At 61.6% G+C, this 20746-nt stretch carries 14 protein-coding genes and 1 pseudogene; 12 read left to right on the top strand and 3 right to left on the bottom strand.

The annotated features are described in order from the left end of the window. A partial coding sequence (locus AC3ZU9_RS25055; RefSeq protein WP_490091489.1) for a malic enzyme-like NAD(P)-binding protein occupies positions 1-378 on the top strand: 378 nt, incomplete at its 5' end. A 214-nt stretch (positions 379-592) separates the two neighbouring features. On the opposite strand, the gene AC3ZU9_RS25050 is transcribed toward AC3ZU9_RS25055, so the two are convergent. Next, positions 593-3052, bottom strand: a complete 2460-nt coding sequence (locus AC3ZU9_RS25050; RefSeq protein WP_412070940.1) for a penicillin-binding protein 1A — start codon at positions 3050-3052, stop codon at positions 593-595. Between the two features lie 220 nt (positions 3053-3272). Between AC3ZU9_RS25050 and pilM the strand changes: the two genes are divergently transcribed. The 10 genes and pseudogenes from pilM to hemE all read left to right on the top strand — a co-directional run bounded on the left by pilM (position 3273) and on the right by hemE (position 17705). Then, positions 3273-3926, top strand: coding sequence for a type IV pilus assembly protein PilM (pilM, locus tag AC3ZU9_RS25045; RefSeq protein ID WP_043206113.1), 654 nt, complete (start codon positions 3273-3275; stop codon positions 3924-3926). Further along, positions 3923-4477: a PilN domain-containing protein gene (locus AC3ZU9_RS25040; RefSeq protein ID WP_231808948.1), complete on the top strand. Its 555-nt coding sequence runs from the start codon at positions 3923-3925 to the stop codon at positions 4475-4477. Before pilM ends, AC3ZU9_RS25040 begins: the two co-directional genes overlap by 4 nt. Continuing rightward, positions 4474-5439, top strand: coding sequence for a pilus assembly protein PilP (locus AC3ZU9_RS25035; protein WP_490091488.1), 966 nt, complete (start codon positions 4474-4476; stop codon positions 5437-5439). The genes AC3ZU9_RS25040 and AC3ZU9_RS25035 overlap by 4 nt, the downstream gene beginning before the upstream one ends. Before the next feature lie 141 nt (positions 5440-5580). Continuing rightward, a pseudogene (locus AC3ZU9_RS25030) lies at positions 5581-6834 on the top strand (type IV pilus secretin PilQ); the annotation flags it as partial. 4 nt (positions 6835-6838) lie between these two features. After that, positions 6839-7357 (top strand): shikimate kinase AroK, encoded by a 519-nt coding sequence (gene aroK, locus AC3ZU9_RS25025; protein WP_010213757.1) that lies wholly within the window; start codon positions 6839-6841, stop codon positions 7355-7357. A gap of 125 nt (positions 7358-7482) precedes the next feature. After that, positions 7483-8583, top strand: a complete 1101-nt coding sequence (gene aroB / locus AC3ZU9_RS25020; protein WP_012721816.1) for a 3-dehydroquinate synthase — start codon at positions 7483-7485, stop codon at positions 8581-8583. A gap of 9 nt (positions 8584-8592) precedes the next feature. After that, the gene (locus AC3ZU9_RS25015) at positions 8593-10146 is read left to right on the top strand and encodes an SPOR domain-containing protein (RefSeq protein WP_102059982.1); all 1554 of its coding nucleotides are present in this window, start codon (positions 8593-8595) and stop codon (positions 10144-10146) included. Between the two features lie 351 nt (positions 10147-10497). Next, positions 10498-14943, top strand: coding sequence for a glutamate synthase large subunit (gene gltB, locus AC3ZU9_RS25010; RefSeq protein ID WP_102059983.1), 4446 nt, complete (start codon positions 10498-10500; stop codon positions 14941-14943). A 32-nt stretch (positions 14944-14975) separates the two neighbouring features. Further along, the gene (locus AC3ZU9_RS25005) at positions 14976-16394 is read left to right on the top strand and encodes an FAD-dependent oxidoreductase (protein ID WP_012721819.1); all 1419 of its coding nucleotides are present in this window, start codon (positions 14976-14978) and stop codon (positions 16392-16394) included. A gap of 243 nt (positions 16395-16637) precedes the next feature. Next, positions 16638-17705, top strand: coding sequence for a uroporphyrinogen decarboxylase (gene hemE, locus AC3ZU9_RS25000; protein ID WP_012721820.1), 1068 nt, complete (start codon positions 16638-16640; stop codon positions 17703-17705). A gap of 119 nt (positions 17706-17824) precedes the next feature. Here the strand turns inward: hemE and AC3ZU9_RS24995 are convergent, their stop codons facing one another. Further along, entirely contained in the window at positions 17825-19099 is a 1275-nt protein-coding gene (locus AC3ZU9_RS24995) for an MFS transporter (protein ID WP_012721821.1), read from the bottom strand. Positions 19100-19223: 124 nt separating this feature from the next. On the opposite strand from AC3ZU9_RS24995, the gene AC3ZU9_RS24990 reads away from it, so the two are divergent. After that, the gene (locus tag AC3ZU9_RS24990) at positions 19224-20117 is read left to right on the top strand and encodes a LysR family transcriptional regulator (RefSeq protein ID WP_490091487.1); all 894 of its coding nucleotides are present in this window, start codon (positions 19224-19226) and stop codon (positions 20115-20117) included. Positions 20118-20289: 172 nt separating this feature from the next. Here the strand turns inward: AC3ZU9_RS24990 and AC3ZU9_RS24985 are convergent, their stop codons facing one another. After that, complete coding sequence (locus AC3ZU9_RS24985; protein WP_046033867.1) at positions 20290-20733, bottom strand: hypothetical protein; 444 nt, start codon at positions 20731-20733, stop codon at positions 20290-20292. Positions 20734-20746: the final 13 nt, after the last annotated feature.

The raw sequence follows: 20746 nt of genomic DNA, 5'->3' as shown, positions 1-20746 counted from the left end.
ACCCGTAACGACGTGATCATGGCCACCGGCCGTTCGGACTACCCGAACCAGGTCAACAACGTACTGGGCTTCCCGTTCATCTTCCGTGGCGCCCTGGACGTTCGCGCCAAGCGCATCAACGAAGAGATGAAAGTGGCGGCCGCCAACGCCCTGCGCGAACTGGCCAAGCTGCCGGTGCCTCAGGATGTGTGCGATGCCTACGGCGGCGCCAAGCTGGAATTCGGTCGTGAGTACATCATCCCGAAACCAATGGATAAGCGCCTGATCACCCTGATCTCCGATGCCGTGGCCAAAGCCGCCATCGAGACCGGTGTGGCCACCCTGCCGTATCCGAAAAACTACCCGCTGCAAAGCGTGGATGATGTGTTCAACGGCTAAGCTGTTGTAGCGCACCAACAAAAAGCCCCGGCTCTCACGAGTCGGGGCTTTTTGCTGTGTGGTGTTCGCATGGCCCTTGTAGTGAGCGGGCTTGCCCCGCGCCGGGTGGCGAAGCCGCCCCAATCCAGGCACCGAGTTTCTCCAATTAGAACGAGGTGTCAGGTGTTGGGGCGGCTTCGCCACCCAGCGCGGGGCAAGCCCGCTCACTACAAGGTCAGAACAAATCGATCGGCGCCGCCTCGTCCGCCGGCAGTGGGCTGCCTGGCGCAACGCCATTGCCCAGCTCATTGACCGATGGCGGCGTGTCTTCGCTCTTGAACAGTTCGAAGTACGCATTCGGCGTGCTTGGCGAGGCCGCGCGGCCGCTGACCGGGTCGATGCGCAGGCTGAGGATGCCTTCCGGCTCAGGCTGCGTATGCGGCGGCTTGTCCTTCAAGGCCGCGCCCATGTAGCTCATCCAGATCGGCAGTGCGACGGTGCCCCCGAACTCGCGGCGGCCCAGGCTTTCCGGCTGGTCATAACCGGTCCATACGGTGGTCACGTAGTCGGCGTTGTAGCCGGAGAACCAGGCGTCCTTGGACTCGTTGGTGGTACCGGTCTTGCCGGCGATGTCCGGACGGTTCAGCGCCAGTGCGCGGCGGCCGGTACCTTTCTTGATGACGTCTTCCAGGATGCTGTTGAGGATATAAGTGGTACGGCCGTCGACGATGCGCTCGGCGACGGCAGGCGTCTGGGGCTCAGCCGGCGTGCCGTTGGTCGCAGGCGTTGTGCCTGGGGTCGGCTCGATGGTGATGCCTCCGTTGCTCGGGGCTGCCAGGCCATCAGTCGCCGCGACGCCATTGACCACATCACCCGGCACGCGCGGCGGGTTGGCCGTAAACAGGGTGTCGCCGTTGCGGCTTTCGATCTTGTCGATCAGATACGGCGCGATCTTGTAGCCGCCGTTGGCAAACGTGCTCCAGCCGGTGGCGATTTCCATCGGTGTAAGGGTCGCGGTACCCAAGGCCAGGGACAGGTTCGGCGGCAGGTCCGACTTGGCGAAGCCAAAGCGGGTCATGTAATCGATGGTCTTGCCCACGCCCATGGCCTGCAGCAAGCGGATCGACACCAGGTTACGCGACTTGTACAGCGCCTCACGGATACGGATCGGGCCGAGGAAGGTGTTGGTGTCGTTCTTCGGGCGCCAGACCTTGTCCAGGTACTCGTCGACAAACACGATAGGCGCATCGTTGACCAGGCTGGCGGCGGTGTAGCCGTTGTCCAGTGCGGCGCTGTAGATGAACGGCTTGAAGCTCGAGCCCGGCTGGCGCTTGGCCTGGGTCGCGCGGTTGTAGTTGCTCTGCTCAAACGCGAAGCCGCCGACTAGGGCGCGGATTGCACCATTCTGTGGGTCCAGCGAAACCAGCGCGCCTTGGGCCAGTGGCACCTGGCTGAATTTGAGGCTGTCGTCCTTCTGGCGTTGTACGCGGATCAGATCGCCCACTTGCGCCACGTCCGACGGCTGCTTAGGCATCGCGCCCATGCTGTTGGTATTCAGGAAAGGGCGCGCCCATTTCATGCTGTCCCACGCCACATGGGCTTCGCCGGTACGGGTCAGCACCTGCACGCCATCTTTCTTCACCTGGGTGACGATGGCCGGCTCCAGGCCGCTGATCGGGCGTTGTTTGCCAAGCTCTGTGGTCCAAGCGCTCAGCGTTTTGCCCGGCAGGCGCGATTCAGGGCCACGGTAACCGTGGCGCTGGTCGTAGGTGATGAGGCCTGAATGCACCGCCTCATTGGCGATGTCCTGCAAGTTGCTCGGTACGGTGGTGGTCACGCGGAAGCCTTCTGTGTAGGCCTCGCTGCCGTAACGGCCGACCATCTCGGCACGCGCCATCTCGGCGATATAAGGGGCGTTCACTTCCGGTGTCGGCACGTGGTAGCTGGCGTTCAAAGGCTCGGCCACGGCGCTTTCGTAAGCGGCCTGGTCGATTTTGCCCAGCTTGTACATGCGGCCCAGGATCCAGTCGCGACGTTCTTTGCTGCGGGCCGGGTTGGCCAGTGGGTTAAAGCGCGATGGCGCTTTGGGCAGGCCGGCAATCATGGCCATCTGCGCCAGGCTGGCGTCACGGATGGACTTGCCATAGTAGACCTGGGAGGCCGCCTCGATTCCGTAGGCGCGGTTGCCCAGGTAGATCTTGTTCACGTACAGCTCGAGGATCTCGTCCTTGGTCAGCTGACGTTCGATCTGCAGTGCCAGGAGGATCTCGGTGGCCTTGCGCGAAAAGCTGCGCTCGCTGGTGAGGAAGAAGTTCTTCGCCACCTGCATGGTGATGGTGCTGCCGCCGGATTGAATGTGTCCGCTTTTTACCAATTGTGTCGCCGCACGCACCAGGCTGCTGGGGTCGACGCCATAGTGGTTGGCAAAATTATCGTCTTCGGCCGAGAGCAGGGCGCTGATGAAATTGGGCGGAATATCGGCAAAACGGATCGGTGTGCGGCGCATTTCGCCGAACTCCGCGATCAGTTTTTCATCGCTGCTGTAGACCCGCAAAGGAATCTGCAACTGGATACTTCTGAGGGCCTCTACGGAGGGCAAACCCGGACTAAGGTAGAGGTAGGCCCCGCTGAGCACGAGCAGCAGCCCGCAAACGATGGCGACAATGGAGTACCCGAAAAACTTCAGCAGACGAATCAAGGCTTTTGGATTTCCAGAGAAAAGAATGAGTTAGGCGTCGGGGCATGCATGGCAAACGATGGATCGACCCGAGCTGCAGATAAAAGCGGGAAAAAACGCTGGGCATTAAAGCATTTTTCGACTTCGGGCGTCATTCGCGCCTGTTCAACAAGTCGACCGAATGCATGGCGCCCGGCGGCAATCAGGCGGTATGACAGACAAAGTGTTGGGGAGTTTTATGGGAAAGGGATTTTTCACGCGCAAAGTCGACACGCTTCTGGGTGTCGACATCAATGACACGGCCATACGGCTGGTCGAGTTGGGCCGCTGCACTTCAGGCTACAGCGTTCAGGGCTACGTCACGCAGGCACTGCCTGCGCACGCGGTGGTCGACGGCACATTCCTCGATCTCGACGGTGTGGCACGCGCCCTGCGCAGCGCGTTATCGCGGTTGTCGACGTCGGCCCGTGGCGCTGCGGCTGCCGTGGCCGGGCCTTCGGTGATCACGCGGATGATCGAGATGGAGGCCGGGCTCACTGACGATGAGATGACCTGGATGATCCAGATGGAGGCGGACCAGTACATTCCTTATCCACTGGATGACGTGGCTATCGACTTTCAAGTGCGCGGGCCAACAGCCCTAAATCCAGGCCGTGTCGAGGTACTGCTGGCCGCGTGCCTGAAAGAACAGGTGGAAGCGCGGCAAGCCGTTCTGGCCCTGGCCGGGTTGGTGCCGAGGGTGGTCGACGTCGAAGCGTTTGCATTGGCGCGCGCTTGCAGTCAGGATTTCGCCAGCTTCACGCCGGGCCATCGAGTCGATGGTGCACAATGGGCCGTGGATGCCCAAGGGATGGGAATTGCTTGCGGGCTGGCCCTGAGGAGTTTCGCTTGAAGACACGAATCAACCTATTGCCATGGCGCCAGGCGCTGGCAGAGCGGCGACGCAAGTATTGGCTGGCGTTTTTGCTGGCGTTCGCCTGCGCCGCGCTCGCCGCCGTATGGCTGGCGGACCAGGTGATCGACCAGGCGATTGACCGGCAGGTGACCCGCAATGACCATCTGGGCAAGGACATCGCTGGCCTGGATTCGCGTATCAAGACCATCGACGACCTGCAGGAGCAAAGCCAGCAATTGGCGCAACGCATGAAGGTCGTGCAAGACCTGCACGATGCCCGCTCATCCGGTGCTCAACTGCTGGATCAGTTGGCGCGCGCGGTACCCGACGGGGTGCACCTGCACGAAGTGGTGGCGAAGGGCGATACGGTGAGTATCAGCGGCAGCGCCGAATCCAGCCAGGACATCGCCCAGTTGATGCGCCGCCTGGAGGCGGCGCAAGGTGCCCATTCCACTCAGTTGCAACAGGTGCGAACGGATGGCGCACGCGGCAACAACGAATTCCAGCTGATGGTGCGCCAGGGCCAGTCCTCCGGGGCTCAACCTTGAGCCTGCCAAGGCTCACTCTTTCTGCACTCACTCACAACGCTGCGAAATGGCCCCTACCTGGCAAGGCCCTGTTGGGCTGTGCACTGGCGGGCGTGGTGTTTGTGGTGGGCGACCTTGTGTACCTGAGCCCTTCGCGGGAGCGGTTGCGCCAGGTCGAGGCGCGGGAAGTGGCCCTGCAGCAGCACGTCACACAGAAGACAGTCCTGGCCGCCAGCCTTGAGGCACGCACGCAACAGCTCCAGCTGATGCAGGCGACAGCCGATGAGCTTTTTCAGGCGCTGCCTGGCGCGTCCGAAATGCCCGGCTTGCTGGAAGACATCGCTGGCTTGGCGTTGGCCAATGGTTTGCTGGTCGAGAGTGTCACTCCGCTGGATGAGCAGCCTCGGTCGTTCTATCACGAGCAGCCGGTGCAGATCGGTTTGACCGGGGCTTATCACGACCAGGCAATGTTCCTGAGTAGCCTGGGTAGCCTGCCGCGAATCGCCACGGTGCACGACGTTACCCTACGGCGTGAGGGCACGCTGGTGCGCCTCGATCTGCTGGCCAAGGCCTACTGGCGGCAAGGCGGCGGGGTGGCTGGGCAGGTCCAGCGGAGGCAGCCCTTTGCCTACGACATCAGCGGCTTACGCGACCCGTTCCGGCGGCTTGCCGTTCAAGTCGATCATGTTCGTGGTCGGCCAGCCCGTGCGCCGGACCTCGGCCGGCCGCGCGGAGCCCTGGAAAGCCTTGCGGTGGAACAGTTCCAGATGGTCGGCACGCTGTCCCGTGGGCTGCAGGCTTTTGCCCTGCTGCGTGCCGCATCCAAGGTGCATCGCCTGGCGGTGGGTGACTATTTGGGGCCGGACCATGGCCGTGTCACGGCCATTCATGAGCGTTATATAGAACTGGTCGAACTGTTTCCTGATGGCCAGGGAGCCTGGCTGGAACGCCCTCGAACTCTCGTGTTAAACGTCAACTCATAACGGAATCAAACAATGAAAAGGACTTTCTCGTCCTTCGGTGTGGCGCTATGGATAGCGTTCACGACACCGATGGCTGTTGCTGTGCCCAATCGCGTAGACCTGATCCAGTTGCCGCCCCCCGCTAGCGCCACAGTGGGCGTCTACAAAGGGGACAGGCTTAACCTCAACTTCCAGAGCATCGAGCTGCGCACCGCGCTGCAGCAAATTGCCGATGTGGCGGGCCTCAACCTGATCGCCAGCGACGATGTGCAGGGCTCGATCACCCTGCGCCTAAAGGATGTGCCCTGGGACCAGGCGCTGGACCTGGTGCTGCAAGCCAAAGGCTTGGATAAGCGGGTCAAGGCAGGCGTATTGCTGGTGGCGCCCGCCGAAGAGTTGGCTGCGCGTGAGCTGCTGACCCTCGAGTCGCGCAAGCAAATGGCTGAACTGGCGCCCTTGCGGCGGGAGCTGCTGCAAGTCAATTACGCCAAGGCGGCCGACTTGGCCAAACTGTTCCAGTCGGTCACCGGCCTTGAGGGCGTCACCGACGAGCGTGGTTCGGTAGCCGTCGATGACCGCACCAACAACATCATCGCCTACCAGACCGGGGAGCGTTTGGAGGAGCTGCGGCGGATCGTGGCACAGCTGGATATTCCGGTGCGCCAGGTCATGATCGAGGCGCGGATTGTCGAGGCCAATGTCGATTACGACAAAAGTCTGGGCGCACGCTGGGGTGGGCGACTCAATCGCGGTAACTGGGGCGCGGGCGGCATTCCCAAACCTCAACCTGAAGGCGCTGAACCGCCGGAAAACCCGCCCAGTTCGCCCTTTGTCGACTTGGGTTCGCTGACGGGCACCTCGGGCCTGGGCATCGCCTTTATCACCGATAACCTGCTGCTGGATCTGGAGCTGACCGCCATGGAGAAAACCGGCAACGGTGAAATCGTCTCGCAACCCAAGGTGGTCACGTCTGACAAGGAAACCGCGCGCATCCTCAAGGGCACCGAGATCCCCTATCAGGAATCCAGCTCCAGTGGCGCCACGTCGGTGTCCTTCAAGGAGGCTTCGTTGTCGCTGGAAGTCACCCCGCAGATCACCCCTGACGACCGGGTGATCATGGAGGTCAAGGTCACCAAGGATGAGCCTGACTACCTGAACAAACTCAACGACGTGCCGCCGATCAAGAAAAACGAGGTCAACGCCAAGGTGTTGGTCAAGGACGGCGAGACCATTGTCATCGGCGGGGTTTTCTCCAATACCCAAAGCAAAGTGGTAGATAAAGTGCCATTTTTGGGCGATGTGCCGTATCTTGGCCGCCTTTTCCGGCGCGATGTGGTGGCGGAGAAAAAATCCGAGCTGCTGGTATTCCTGACTCCGCGTATTATGAATAACCAGGCGATTGCTGTGAGTCGTTGATTCTGTGCGAAATTTGATTCTTGTAGGACCGATGGGGGCTGGAAAAAGCACCATCGGCCGTTTGCTGGCCAAAGAGCTGCGCCTGCCATTCAAAGATTCCGACAAGGAAATTGAATTGCGCACGGGTGCCAATATCCCATGGATCTTCGATAAGGAAGGCGAGCTGGGCTTTCGTGACCGCGAGCAGGCGATGATCGCCGAGCTGTGCGGCTGCGATGGCGTGGTATTGGCCACGGGCGGTGGTGCAGTGATGCGCGATGAAAACCGCCGCGCGCTGCATGCCGGTGGTCGGGTGGTGTACCTGCATGCGTCGGTTGAGCAGCAGGTGGGCCGCACTGCCCGAGATCGCAATCGTCCGTTGCTGCGTACGGCCAACCCGGAGAAAACCTTGCGAGACCTGCTCACCTTGCGTGATCCGCTCTATCGGGAAATCGCCGATCTGGTGGTAGAAACCGATGAGCGGCCACCTCGAATGGTGGTCCTCGACATTCTTGAGCGCCTGCAACGGCTGCCACCCCGTTAAAGCCAGGCCCGAAATGCGCTATTCTCGGCGGCGCGCTATCACCCTGTGGGGTGTGGCGTAGAGCCATCAGGTGACGCCAGCGCTTGGCGTTGCCGGTCGTCAATACATCTTCAACGCGGGGACACATGCAGACACTTAAGGTCGATTTAGGCGAGCGCAGCTACCCGATCCATATCGGCGAAGGTCTGTTGGACCAACCCGAGCTGCTCGCACCGCATATTGCCGGGCGGCAAGTGGCGATCATCTCCAACGAAACGGTCGCGCCGTTGTATCTTGAGCGTCTGAACCGCAGCCTGGCGGCGTACTCAGTGATTTCTGTGATCTTGCCCGACGGCGAAGCCCACAAGAACTGGGAAACCCTGCAACTGATTTTTGATGGCCTGCTCACCGCTCGCCATGACCGCCGCACCACCGTGATCGCCCTGGGCGGCGGTGTGATCGGCGACATGGCCGGCTTTGCAGCGGCCTGCTACCAGCGTGGCGTGGACTTTATACAGGTGCCGACCACCCTGCTGTCCCAGGTCGATTCGTCGGTGGGCGGCAAGACCGGTATCAACCACCCCCTGGGCAAAAACATGGTCGGTGCGTTCTATCAGCCGCAAGCCGTGCTGATCGACACCGCGACCCTCAATACCCTGCCACCGCGTGAGTTGTCGGCGGGCCTGGCGGAAGTCATCAAGTACGGGTTGATCTGCGACGAGCCGTTCCTGACCTGGCTGGAAGAACACGTGGATGCGCTGCGCAACCTCGACCAAGTGGCGCTCACCGAGGCGATTTCGCGCTCCTGTGCCGCCAAGGCGCTGGTGGTGAATGCCGACGAACGGGAGTCCGGTGTACGGGCCACCTTGAACCTGGGCCACACCTTCGGCCATGCGATCGAAACGCACATGGGCTATGGTGTGTGGTTGCATGGGGAGGCCGTCGCGGCTGGCACGGTGATGGCATTGGACATGTCGCAGCGCCTGGGCTGGATCAGCGCCCAAGAGCGTGATCGTGGCATCCGTCTGTTCCAGCGCGCCGGTTTGCCGGTCATTCCGCCTGAGGAAATGACCGAGGCGGACTTCCTCGAACATATGGCGATAGACAAGAAAGTGATCGACGGTCGACTGCGACTGGTGCTGCTACGCCACATGGGCGAAGCGGTCGTGACCGACGATTATCCGAAAGAGATTTTACAGGCCACGCTGGGAGCGGATTACCGCGCCCTGGCTCAGCTGAAAGGTTAATAAGACCCGATGACTAGTTTGCATGCCGACGAGGCGTTCCTCGGCCACTACCAGTTAAGCCACGACCCTTTTGCTCCGCGGGTGCCTGGTTTCAAATTCTTCCCGGCCCAGCGCAAACCGGTGCTGGGTCAGTTGCACCATCTGGCGCGCTACAGCCAACTGCTGCTGGTCGTGACCGGCCCGTTGGGCAGCGGCAAGACCCTGCTGCGCCAGGCCCTGGTGGCCAGCACCAACAAGCAGTCGGTACAGAGCGTGGTGGTGTCGGCCCGTGGTGCCGGTGATGCGGCGGGCGTGTTGCGCCAAGTCGCCCAAGCGCTGGAGGTGGCCACCGCTGAGCCGAACGCGATCCTCAAGCAGGTCGTGCAACTGGGCCTGACCGGCCAGGAAGTCTACCTGCTGGTGGATGATGCCGAGCAGCTCGACGAATCCGCCCTTGAAGCGCTGCTGGCGCTGGCGGCGGGTACGCCGGAAGGTCGCCCGCACGTGTTCCTGTTTGGTGAGTCGTCGTTGATCGCCGACCTGGAGCAGATCAGCGGTGAACAGGAGCTGTTCCACGTTATCGAGTTGCAGCCGTACGAAGAGGAAGAAACCCGCGAATACCTGGCTCAACGCCTGGAAGGCGCAGGGGCGGGCATCGAACTTTTCTCTGCTCAACAGATCTCTGATATTCACGAAAGCTCCGACGGCTGGCCTGGCACCATCAACCAGGTCGCCCGCGATGCCATGATCGAAGCCATGATTGCCAGCCGCACTGCGGTCAAGCGTCCAAAGATGGGGTTCACGATGCCTAAGAAACACGTATTGGCTATTTCCGCCGTTGTTGTGGTCGCTGTCGCCGCCGCCTGGTTGATCCCAGGCCGCAGCAAGGCACCGACGACCGCCGGCGCGCCAACCGAACAGGCGCAGTTGCCACTGGGCAAGCCCACGCCAAATGTCGAATTTGCCAACTCCGGTCAACCGACCAGCCTGCCGATGGTGGGCCAACCTGTGATGCGCGGCCCACTCGCCGAAGAAGCCGGTGGTATCTCCGAAGGTGACGACGGTGTGCCGGTGGAAGGCTCCAGTGCCACGCCGCCGACCGTGACCACGACTGCACCGCCTGCGGGCGTGCCAGCGGGTCAGCCAGCCGCCAAGCCAACGCCTGCGCCAACGGTCGCCACCGCGAAGCCGGCACCGGTTACCAAGCCTGTCGCCCCTGCACCGGCCGCCAAGCCAGCGCCAGCGGCCAAGCCTGCTGAAAAACCCGCCGCCACTGTCGCCAAAGCCGGCGCCGCTGGCAGCAGCTGGTACGCCAGCCAACCTACCGGCAACTTCGTGGTGCAGATCCTCGGCACCAGCTCCGAAGCCAACGCCCAGGCGTTCGTGAAAGAGCAGGGCGGCGAGTACCGTTATTTCAAGAAAGTGCTCAACGGCAAGCCTCTCTACGTGATCACCTACGGCAACTTCTCCAGCCGTGCTGCAGCTGATTCTGCCATCAAAGCCTTGCCAGCGAAGGTTCAGGCTGGTAAACCTTGGCCTCGCACTGTCGCCAGCGTTCAACAAGAACTGGCAGCAACTCGCTGAAGATCCGGCGGCCTTACCCAGGCCGCCCTCCCGGCACCTCAAAAAAGATCGCAAGGCGTGCAGCCCCTCCAGGCCGCGCGCTTTGTGGTGTCTGCGTCACAGTGGCTTTTGAGTCGTAGCGGTCAGAATTAAAAAAGTTTTGACTAGCACAGCATATCGCTTTAAACCTTTCATAAATGCGACATAGATTTGCGACATTTCGTCGCTAAATTTGTGGGCGTCTGTGTCGGTGTGTACAATGACCTCCCTTTTGCCCCCGCTAAGTCGGCGTACGTTCGACGTGGAAGGTAACCGGTTGAATTGAAAAGAAATTTGCCTCGTTATAAGAGGCAGCCTGGTGAGAAAGTGTCTATGAAAGCAGGTCTGTACCAACCCGATGAATTCAAGGATAACTGCGGTTTCGGCCTGATAGCCCATATGCAGGGCGAGCCCAGTCATACCCTTTTGCAAACGGCCATCGAGGCCCTGACCTGCATGACCCACCGCGGTGGGATCAACGCCGACGGCAAGACCGGTGACGGTTGCGGCTTGCTGATTCAAAAGCCCGACCTGTTCCTGCGCGCTGTCGCCAAAGAGCACTTTGCGGCCGACCTGCCCAAGCAGTACGCCGTGGGCATGGTGTTCTTCAACCAGGACCCGGTCAAAGCCGAAGCCGCTCGCGAGAACATGAACCGCGAGATCCTCGCTGCCGGCCTGCAACTCGTCGGCTGGCGCAAAGTGCCGATCGACACCAGCGTGCTCGGCCGCCTGGCCTTGGAGCGCCTGCCGCAGATCGAACAAGTGTTCATCGCCGGCGACGGCCTCAGCGACCAGGACATGGCGATCAAGCTGTTCACCTCCCGTCGTCGCTCGTCGGTGTCCAACGCCGCCGACACCGAACACTACATCTGCAGCTTTTCCCACAAGACCATCATTTATAAAGGCCTGATGATGCCGGCGGACTTGACCGCCTTCTATCCAGACCTGAGCGATGAGCGCCTGCAAACCGCAATCTGCGTGTTCCACCAGCGCTTCTCCACCAACACCCTGCCGAAGTGGCCGCTGGCCCAGCCATTCCGCTTCCTCGCCCACAACGGCGAGATCAACACCATCACCGGCAACCGCAACTGGGCCGTGGCCCGTCGCACCAAGTTCGCCAACGACTTGATGGACCTGGAAGAGCTCGGCCCGCTGGTCAACCGCGTGGGCTCCGACTCCTCCAGCATGGACAACATGCTCGAGCTGATGGTCACCGGCGGCATCGACCTGTTCCGTGGCGTGCGCATGATCATTCCGCCTGCGTGGCAGAACGTCGAAACCATGGACCCGGATCTGCGTGCGTTCTACGAGTACAACTCGATGCACATGGAACCGTGGGACGGCCCGGCCGGCGTGGTCATGACCGACGGCCGCTACGCGGTGTGCCTGCTCGACCGTAACGGTCTGCGCCCGGCGCGTTGGGTGACCACCACCAACGGCTTCATCACCCTCGCGTCGGAAATCGGCGTGTGGAACTACCAGCCCGAAGACGTCATCGCCAAAGGCCGCGTAGGCCCTGGCCAGATCCTCGCCGTGGACACCGAAACCGGGCAGATCCTCGACACCGACGCAATCGACAACCGCTTGAAGTCCCGTCACCCGTACAAGCAATGGCTGCGCAAGAACGCCCTGCGCATCCAGGCGACCATGGAAGACAACGACCACGGTTCGGCTTTCTATGACGTCGACCAGCTCAAGCAGTACATGAAGATGTACCAGGTCACGTTCGAAGAGCGCGACCAGGTGCTGCGCCCGCTCGGTGAGCAAGGCTACGAGGCCGTCGGCTCCATGGGCGACGACACGCCAATGGCCGTGCTGTCCCAGCGCGTGCGTACGCCGTACGACTATTTCCGCCAGCAGTTCGCCCAGGTGACCAACCCACCGATCGACCCGCTGCGCGAAGCCATCGTGATGTCCCTGGAGGTGTGCCTCGGTGCCGAGCGCAACATCTTCCAGGAATCGCCTGAGCACGCTTCTCGCGTGATCCTCAGCTCGCCGGTTATTTCGCCGGCCAAGTGGCGCTCGCTGATGACCCTGGAGCGCCCAGGCTTCGACCGCCAGATCATCGACCTGAACTACGACGAGAGCCTCGGCCTTGAAGCCGCTGTGCGTAACGTCGCCGACCAGGCCGAAGAAGCTGTGCGCGCCGGTCGTACCCAGATCGTACTGACCGACCGTCACATTGTGCCGGGCAAGCTGCCGATCCACGCGTCGCTGGCTACCGGTGCAGTGCACCACCGCCTGACCGAAAAAGGCCTGCGCTGCGACTCCAACATCCTCGTGGAAACCGCCACTGCCCGCGACCCGCATCACTTTGCGGTGTTGATCGGCTTCGGCGCCTCGGCTGTGTACCCGTTCCTGGCCTACGAAGTGCTGGGCGACCTGATCCGTACCGGTGAAGTGCTGGGCGACCTCTATGAGGTGTTCAAGAACTACCGGAAGGGCATCACCAAGGGCCTGCTGAAGATCCTGTCGAAGATGGGCATCTCCACCGTCACCTCTTACCGTGGCGCACAGCTGTTCGAAGCCATCGGCCTGTCTGAAGAAGTGTGCGACCTGAGCTTCCGTGGCGTACCGAGCCGCATCAAGGGTGCGCGTTTCGTCGACATCGAAGCCGAACAGAAAGCCCTGGCAGCCGAAGCCTGGAGCGCGCGCAAGCCGATCCAGCAAGGTGGCCTGCTCAAATTCGTACACGGTGGCGAATACCACGCCTACAACCCGGACGTGGTCAGCACCCTGCAAGCCGCCGTGCAGCAGGGCGACTACGCCAAGTTCAAGGAATACACCGCGCTGGTGGATAACCGCCCTGTGTCGATGATCCGCGACCTGTTCAAGGTGAAAACCCTGGACACGCCGTTGGCTATCAGCGAAATCGAGCCGCTGGAATCGATCCTCAAGCGCTTCGACTCCGCCGGCATTTCCCTGGGTGCCTTGTCGCCTGAGGCTCACGAAGCCCTGGCCGAAGCCATGAACCGCCTGGGTGCGCGTTCCAACTCCGGCGAAGGCGGCGAAGACCCGGCGCGCTACGGCACCATCAAGAGCTCGAAAATCAAGCAGGTCGCGACCGGCCGGTTCGGTGTAACCCCGGAATACCTGGTCAACGCCGAAGTGCTGCAGATCAAGGTCGCCCAGGGCGCCAAGCCCGGTGAAGGCGGCCAGCTGCCAGGCGGCAAGGTCAACGGTCTGATCGCCAAGCTGCGTTATGCAGTGCCGGGCGTGACGCTGATTTCGCCGCCACCGCACCACGACATCTATTCGATTGAAGATTTGTCGCAGCTGATTTTCGACCTGAAACAAGTCAATCCGCAGGCCCTGGTCTCGGTGAAACTGGTAGCAGAAGCCGGCGTGGGCACCATCGCCGCCGGTGTGGCCAAGGCCTATGCCGACCTGATCACCATCTCCGGCTACGACGGCGGCACCGGCGCTTCGCCGCTGACCTCGATCAAGTACGCCGGTGCACCGTGGGAATTGGGCCTGGCGGAAACCCACCAGACCCTGCGCGGTAACGACCTGCGCGGCAAGGTTCGGGTACAGACCGACGGCGGCCTGAAAACCGGCCTCGACGTGATCAAGGCCGCGATCCTCGGCGCCGAAAGCTTTGGCTTCGGCACTGCACCGATGATCGCCCTGGGCTGCAAATACCTGCGCATCTGCCACCTGAACAACTGCGCCACCGGCGTCGCCACTCAGAACGAGAAGCTGCGCAAGGATCACTACATCGGCACCGTAGACATGGTGGTGAATTTCTTCACCTACGTGGCCGAAGAAACCCGTGAGTGGCTGGCCAAGCTGGGCGTGCGATCCCTCGAAGAGCTGATCGGGCGTACCGACCTGCTGGACATCCTCGAAGGCCAGACCGCCAAGCAGCATCACCTGGACCTGACGCCGCTGTTGGGCAGCGATCACATCCCGGCCGACAAGCCGCAATTCTGCCAGGTTGACCGCAACCCACCGTTCGACAAAGGCCTGTTGGCCGAGAAGATGGTCGACATGGCCGGCTCCTCGATCAATGACGCCAGCGGCGGCGAATTCGCCTTGGATATCTGCAACTGCGATCGCTCCATCGGTGCACGCATCTCCGGCGAAATCGCGCGCAAGCACGGCAACCAGGGCATGGCGAAAGCGCCGATCACCTTCCGCTTCAAGGGCACCGCTGGGCAGAGCTTCGGCGTGTGGAACGCCGGCGGCCTGCACATGTACCTGGAAGGCGACGCCAACGACTACGTGGGCAAGGGCATGACCGGCGGCAAGCTGGTGATCGTTCCGCCTAAAGGCAGCGTCTACAAGACCCAGGACAGTGCCATCATCGGCAACACCTGCTTGTACGGCGCCACGGGTGGCAAGCTGTTCGCCGCCGGTACCGCCGGTGAGCGTTTCGCCGTGCGTAACTCCGGTGCCCACACCGTGGTGGAAGGCACGGGCGATCACTGCTGTGAGTACATGACCGGGGGCTTTGTCGCAGTACTGGGCAAGACCGGTTACAACTTCGGTTCGGGCATGACCGGCGGTTTCGCCTACGTGCTCGACCAGGACAACACCTTCGTCGACAAGGTCAACCACGAGTTGGTCGAGATCCAGCGGATCAGCGGCGAAGCCATGGAATCCTACCGGAACCACTTGCAGCACGTGCTGGACGAGTACGTCGAGGAGACCGGCAGCGAATGGGGTCGTAACCTCGCCGAGAACCTCGATGATTACCTGCGTCGTTTCTGGCTGGTCAAGCCCAAGGCTGCCAACCTGAAATCGTTGCTTTCCAGCATCCGTGCCAACCCGCAGTGATATGCGCCTGAAGAGTTTGATGAGGTTTTAACATGGCTGAACGTCTGAATAACGACTTCCAGTTCATCGATGTCGGGCGCAAAGATCCGAAGAAGAAACTGTTGCGTCAACGCAAGAAAGAGTTCGTGGAGATCTACGAACCCTTCAAACCCCAGCACTCGGCCGACCAGGCCCACCGCTGCCTGGGGTGCGGTAACCCGTATTGCGAATGGAAGTGCCCGGTGCACAACTTCATTCCCAACTGGCTGAAATTGGTGGCCGAGGGCAACATCCTCGCCGCCGCCGAGCTGTCGCACCAGACCAACACCCTGCCGGAAGTCTGCGGCCGGGTGTGCCCGCAGGACCGTCTGTGCGAGGGTGCCTGCACCCTCAACGACGGCTTCGGCGCGGTGACCATTGGTTCGGTGGAGAAGTACATCACCGACACCGCGTTCGCCATGGGCTGGCGTCCGGACATGTCCAAGGTCAAGCCGACCGGCAAGCGCGTTGCGATCATCGGCGCGGGCCCGGCGGGCCTGGGCTGTGCCGACGTACTGGTGCGTGGCGGCGTGACCCCGGTGGTGTTCGACAAGAACCCGGAAATCGGCGGCCTGCTGACCTTCGGGATCCCCGAGTTCAAGCTGGAAAAAACCGTACTGAGCAACCGTCGTGAAGTGTTCACCGGCATGGGTATCGAGTTCCGCCTCAATACCGAAATCGGCAAAGACATCACCATGGAGCAGTTGCTTGAAGAATACGATGCCGTGTTCATGGGCATGGGCACCTACACCTACATGAAGGGCGGCTTTGCCGGTGAGGACCTGCCGGGTGTTTATGACGCGCTCGACTTCCTGATCGCCAACGTCAACCGCAACCTGGGCTTTGAAAAATCGCCGGAAGACTTCGTCGATATGAAAGGCAAGAAGGTCGTGGTTCTCGGCGGTGGTGACACCGCGATGGACTGCAACCGTACGTCGATCCGCCAGGGTGCCAAGTCGGTGACCTGTGCGTATCGCCGTGACGAAGCCAACATGCCGGGCTCGCGCAAAGAGGTGAAGAACGCCAAGGAAGAAGGCGTGAAATTCCTCTACAACCGCCAGCCGATCGCTATCGTCGGTGAAGACCGCGTCGAAGGCGTGAAGGTGGTCGAGACCCGTCTTGGCGAACCGGACGCCCGCGGCCGTCGCAGCCCCGAGCCGATCCCCGGCTCCGAAGAGATCATCCCGGCCGACGCCGTGGTCATCGCCTTCGGCTTCCGCCCAAGCCCGGCGCCATGGTTCGAGCAGTTCGAGATTCAGACCGACAGCCAGGGCCGCGTGGTTGCCCCGGAGCAAGGGAAGTACAAGCACCAGACCAGCAACCCGAAGATTTTTGCGGGCGGCGATATGGTGCGCGGTTCTGACTTGGTGGTGACCGCGATCTTCGAAGGCCGCAATGCGGCTGAAGGGATCCTGGATTACCTGCAGGTCTGATCCTGATCCCGGATTGGAATGGGATCAAACTGTGGGAGGGGGCTTGCCCCCGATAGCGGTGTATCAGTCAAAGATACTGGGACTGACACACTGCAATCGGGGGCAAGCCCCCTCCCACATTTGTTTTGCGGTGGGTTCAAGCTACCGCGACAAATTGACCCGATAGACAAAAGGCACGGCTCACTCCGTGCCTTTTGCGTCCGGCTCTGAGAAAATGCCCGCACTTTTTTTGCGGATGCCGACATGACTGCCCTCAAGAACGACCGTTTCCTTCGTGCCCTGCTCAAGCAACCCGTGGACGTCACCCCTGTGTGGATGATGCGCCAGGCCGGTCGCTACTTGCCGGAATACCGCGCCAGTCGCGCCAACGCCGGCGACTTCATGAGCCTGTGCATGAACCCGGAGTTCGCCTGCGAAGTCACGATGCAGCCGCTGGACCGCTACCCACAACTGGACGCGGCGATCCTCTTCTCCGACATCCTCACCATCCCTGACGCCATGGGCCAAGGCCTGTACTTCGAAACCGGCGAAGGCCCGCGTTTCAAAAAGGTCGTCAGCACCCTGGCCGACATCGAAGCCCTGCCGATCCCTGATCCGCACAAAGACCTCGGTTACGTGATGGACGCCGTCAGCACCATCCGCCGCGAGCTTAACGGCCGCGTGCCGCTGATCGGCTTCTCCGGCAGCCCGTGGACCCTGGCCACCTACATGGTCGAAGGCGGCTCGTCGAAAGACTTCCGCAAGACCAAGGCCATGCTCTACGACAACCCGCAAGCCATGCACCTGCTGCTGGACAAGCTGGCGCAGTCAGTCACCAGTTACCTCAACGGCCAGATCATGGCCGGCGCCCAGGCGGTGCAGATCTTCGATACCTGGGGTGGCAATCTCTCGGCGGCGGCGTACCAGGAGTTCTCTCTGGCCTACATGCGCAAGATCGTCAGCGGTCTGATCCGTGAACACGAAGGCCGTAAGGTTCCGGTGATCCTGTTCACCAAGGGCGGCGGCCTGTGGCTGGAAAGCATCGCCGACGCCGGTGCCGATGCACTGGGCCTGGACTGGACCTGCGACATTGGTGAAGCTCGCCGTCGCGTTGGCGGCCAGGTCGCGCTGCAAGGCAACATGGACCCGACCGTGCTGTACGCCAAGCCGGAAGCGATCCGCACCGAAGTCGGCCGCATCCTCGCCAGCTACGGCAAGGGTACCGGGCACGTGTTCAACCTGGGCCATGGCATCACCCCGGAAGTGAACCCGGAACATGCCGGCGCCTTCCTGCGCGCAGTGCACGAACTCTCGGCGCAGTATCACGAATAAACGCAAAACCAATGTGGGAGGGGGCTTGCCCCCGATAGCGGTGTGTCAGTCACCAGATTCATTGGCTGACACACTGCAATCGGTGGCAAGCCCCCTCCCACATTAAAAGCAAGATCGCGTCAGGCCCGCACATTCCCCAACGGCGGCAACTTCGCCAACTTCAACGCCACCAGCAACGCGCCGATCAGCAGCGCGATGATGAACGCTCCAATCCCATTCCACCCGGCAAAGTGCCAGAAAAACCCGCCTGCCGTCCCGGCAATACTCGACCCCACGTAGTAGCAGAACAGGTACAGCGACGACGCCTGCCCCTTGGCTTTCACCGCGCGGCGGCCGATCCAGCTGCTGGCCACCGAGTGGGCGCCGAAGAAGCCGAAAGTGAAGATCAGCATGCCCGGCACCACCAGCCACAAGGGCGTGAACAGGGTCAGGGCCATACCGGCGAGCATCAGCACGATGGTGGCCCACAGCACACGGCGGCGACCGAGGCGGTCGGCCAGGGAGCCGATCTTCGCCGAGCTGTAGATACCCGAGAGGTACACCAGCGACAGCAGGCCCACCACGGCCTGGCTCAGGTCGTAGGGATCGGCCAGCAGGCGATAGCCGATGTAGTTGAACATCGTCACGAATGCGCCCATCAGCAGGAAGGCTTCGAGGAACAGCCACGGCAGGCCGGCGTCCTTGAAGTGCATGACAAAGCCGTCCACCAGGTTGCGCGGCTTGAGGCTGCTGGCGCGGAAGTTGCGCGATTCCGGGAGGATTTTCCAGAACACCGTCGCGGCGATCAACGCCAGGGCGCCGATGATCAACATTGCCGTGTGCCAACTGACGAAGTCGATCAACACGCCGATGATCAGGCGCCCGCTCATCCCGCCAATCGCATTGCCGCCGATGTACAAACCCATCGCCAGGCCGATGTGCTGCGGGTGGATCTCTTCGCTCAGGTAGGTCATGGCCACGGCGGCCAGGCCGCTCAATGACAAACCCACCAGCGCGCGCATGAATAAAATCCCTTCCCAGGACGGCATCAAGCCACTGGCAATCGTCGCGAGCGCTGCGCAGAACAACGCGGCTACCATCACCGGTTTACGTCCAAGGGTGTCGGAAATCGGCCCGGTAATCAGCAGGCCCAGCGCGAGCATCGCGGTGGACACGGACAGGATCAGGCTGCTTTGCGCTGCATTGATGGAAAACTCGTGGGACAGCGCCGGCATCATCGGCTGCACGCAATACAGCAGGGCAAAGGTCGCAAAACCGCCGGAGAACAGCGCCAGCACCGTGCGCATGAACATCGGTGTGCCTTTTTCGATGTACGCGTCATTGAGCTGGGCCACCACCTCATCGAGGGCAGTGGGCGGGACTTCTTGAGCGAGTGGAGCGACAGCAGAATTCACGGGGACCTCGGGGAGGAAGGGCGTGCCAGGACCGGCCATGCAAAAAAGAATATAGCTGGCTAATGATTCTTTCCAATATATTGTTCGACCTGTTTGATAGCTTTTACGACCTAATGAGGCTTGCATGGAATTGCGTCACTTGCGGTACTTCATTGCCGTCGCCGAAGAACTGCACTTTGGCCGGGCTGCCCAGGTGCTGGGCATCTCGCAGCCGCCTCTGAGCCAGCAGATACAGGCGCTGGAGCAGGAGGTGGGCGCACGCTTGTTTGAGCGTACCAATCGTCGGGTTGAGCTAAGCGAGGCGGGGCGGTTGTTCCTGCATGAGGCGCGGTTGGTGCTGGCGCAGGTCGACAAGGCGGCAGATGTGGCGCGCCGGGCGCAGTTGGGTGAGCTGGGTGAATTGAAGATCGGCTTCACGTCATCGGCACCGTTTAACTCCAGCATTCCCCAAGCGATCTTTGCGTTTCGCCTGGCGTTCCCGGCAGTGCATCTCAATCTGCAAGAGATGAGCAGCACTGAAGTGGCTGATTCGCTGGTGGATGAGTCGATCCAGGTTGGGCTGATGCGCCCCCTGCCGTTGCCGGATTCGCTGAGTGTGGTTGAGTTGATGCGTGAGCCGCTGGTGGCCGTGTTGAACGCCGGTCATCCTTTGGTGGAGGGCAGTGAACGTGGCTTGCACCTGGCGCAACTGGCGCAGGAACCGTTTGTATTTTTCCCACGCACCTACGGCAGTGGTCTCTATGCGCAGTTGCTGAACCTGTGCCGTGACGCCGGTTTCAGCCCGCACTTCGCCCAGGAGGCGGGCGAGGCGATGACCATCATCGGCCTGGTGGCGGCGGGGCTGGGGGTATCGGTGCTGCCGGCGTCGTACCAGCGGATAAGGATCGATGGCGTGGTGTATCGCACGTTGCTGGACCAGGAGGCGGTGACGGCGGTGTGGCTGGTGCAACGCAAGGGCGTGCAGACGCCCATGGCGAAGGCGTTTGTGGAGTTGTTGACGCGCAAGGCTATCCAATAACCTCCTGCAACTAGGCTGTTGTGGTGAGCGAGCTTGTTGTGGTGAGCGGGCTTGTTGTGGTGAGCGAGCTTGCTCGCGCTGGGCTGCGTAGCGGCCCCAAAGATCTTGGGAGCGCTTCGCACTCCAGCGCGGGGCAAGCCCGCTCACCACAGTGTTGTGCCAGGTTTTGGTTTTATTTCGAAGTACCGGTCTGCTCAAACAACTGCGCCGCCGTCCCCGCCTCATTCACGCCATTACTGCGCAACCCCGCCATGATGTCGCTGTCCAGATTGTTCACCCAACGGTTGTAGTTGCGATGGATCTTGCCGTCCTTGTAGCCCAGTTCGCGGCTGTCGCGGTAGGTGATCGCGTAGCTGTTGCGGGTGTAGCGGATGTCGATGGCCGCGTAGTACTGGTTACGCACGTTGATCTCGGCCTGCACCAGTTGTGGGCTCAGGCGTTGAACCGTCCATTCGCGTTTTTGCAGGGCGTTGACGATCACCGTTTTCATTTTTTCTTCGCTGACCTGGGCGTTGGCCGGCAGGTCGTGCTGGGTGTTGAGGATCGGCTTGCTGGTGCAGCCGGCGGTGACCAGCAGGGCCAGGGTGATCAGGGTGACGCGTAGCAAGGAAGACATTCCGTATTCTCCA

It is taken from the genome of Pseudomonas sp. A39 (genome assembly GCF_058145955.1).
Note: the sequence above shows the minus strand (reverse complement) of the source record. Positions and strands in the feature narration are given on the sequence as shown.

Coding starts and splice junctions, on each gene's coding strand:
- pilM (WP_043206113.1), top strand. CDS start 3,273: ATGGGAAAGGGATTTTTCACGCGCAAAGTCGACACGCTTCTGGGTGTC.
- aroB (WP_012721816.1), top strand. CDS start 7,483: ATGCAGACACTTAAGGTCGATTTAGGCGAGCGCAGCTACCCGATCCAT.
- AC3ZU9_RS25015 (WP_102059982.1), top strand. CDS start 8,593: ATGACTAGTTTGCATGCCGACGAGGCGTTCCTCGGCCACTACCAGTTA.
- gltB (WP_102059983.1), top strand. CDS start 10,498: ATGAAAGCAGGTCTGTACCAACCCGATGAATTCAAGGATAACTGCGGT.
- AC3ZU9_RS25005 (WP_012721819.1), top strand. CDS start 14,976: ATGGCTGAACGTCTGAATAACGACTTCCAGTTCATCGATGTCGGGCGC.
- hemE (WP_012721820.1), top strand. CDS start 16,638: ATGACTGCCCTCAAGAACGACCGTTTCCTTCGTGCCCTGCTCAAGCAA.
- AC3ZU9_RS24990 (WP_490091487.1), top strand. CDS start 19,224: ATGGAATTGCGTCACTTGCGGTACTTCATTGCCGTCGCCGAAGAACTG.
- AC3ZU9_RS24985 (WP_046033867.1), bottom strand. CDS start 20,733: ATGTCTTCCTTGCTACGCGTCACCCTGATCACCCTGGCCCTGCTGGTC.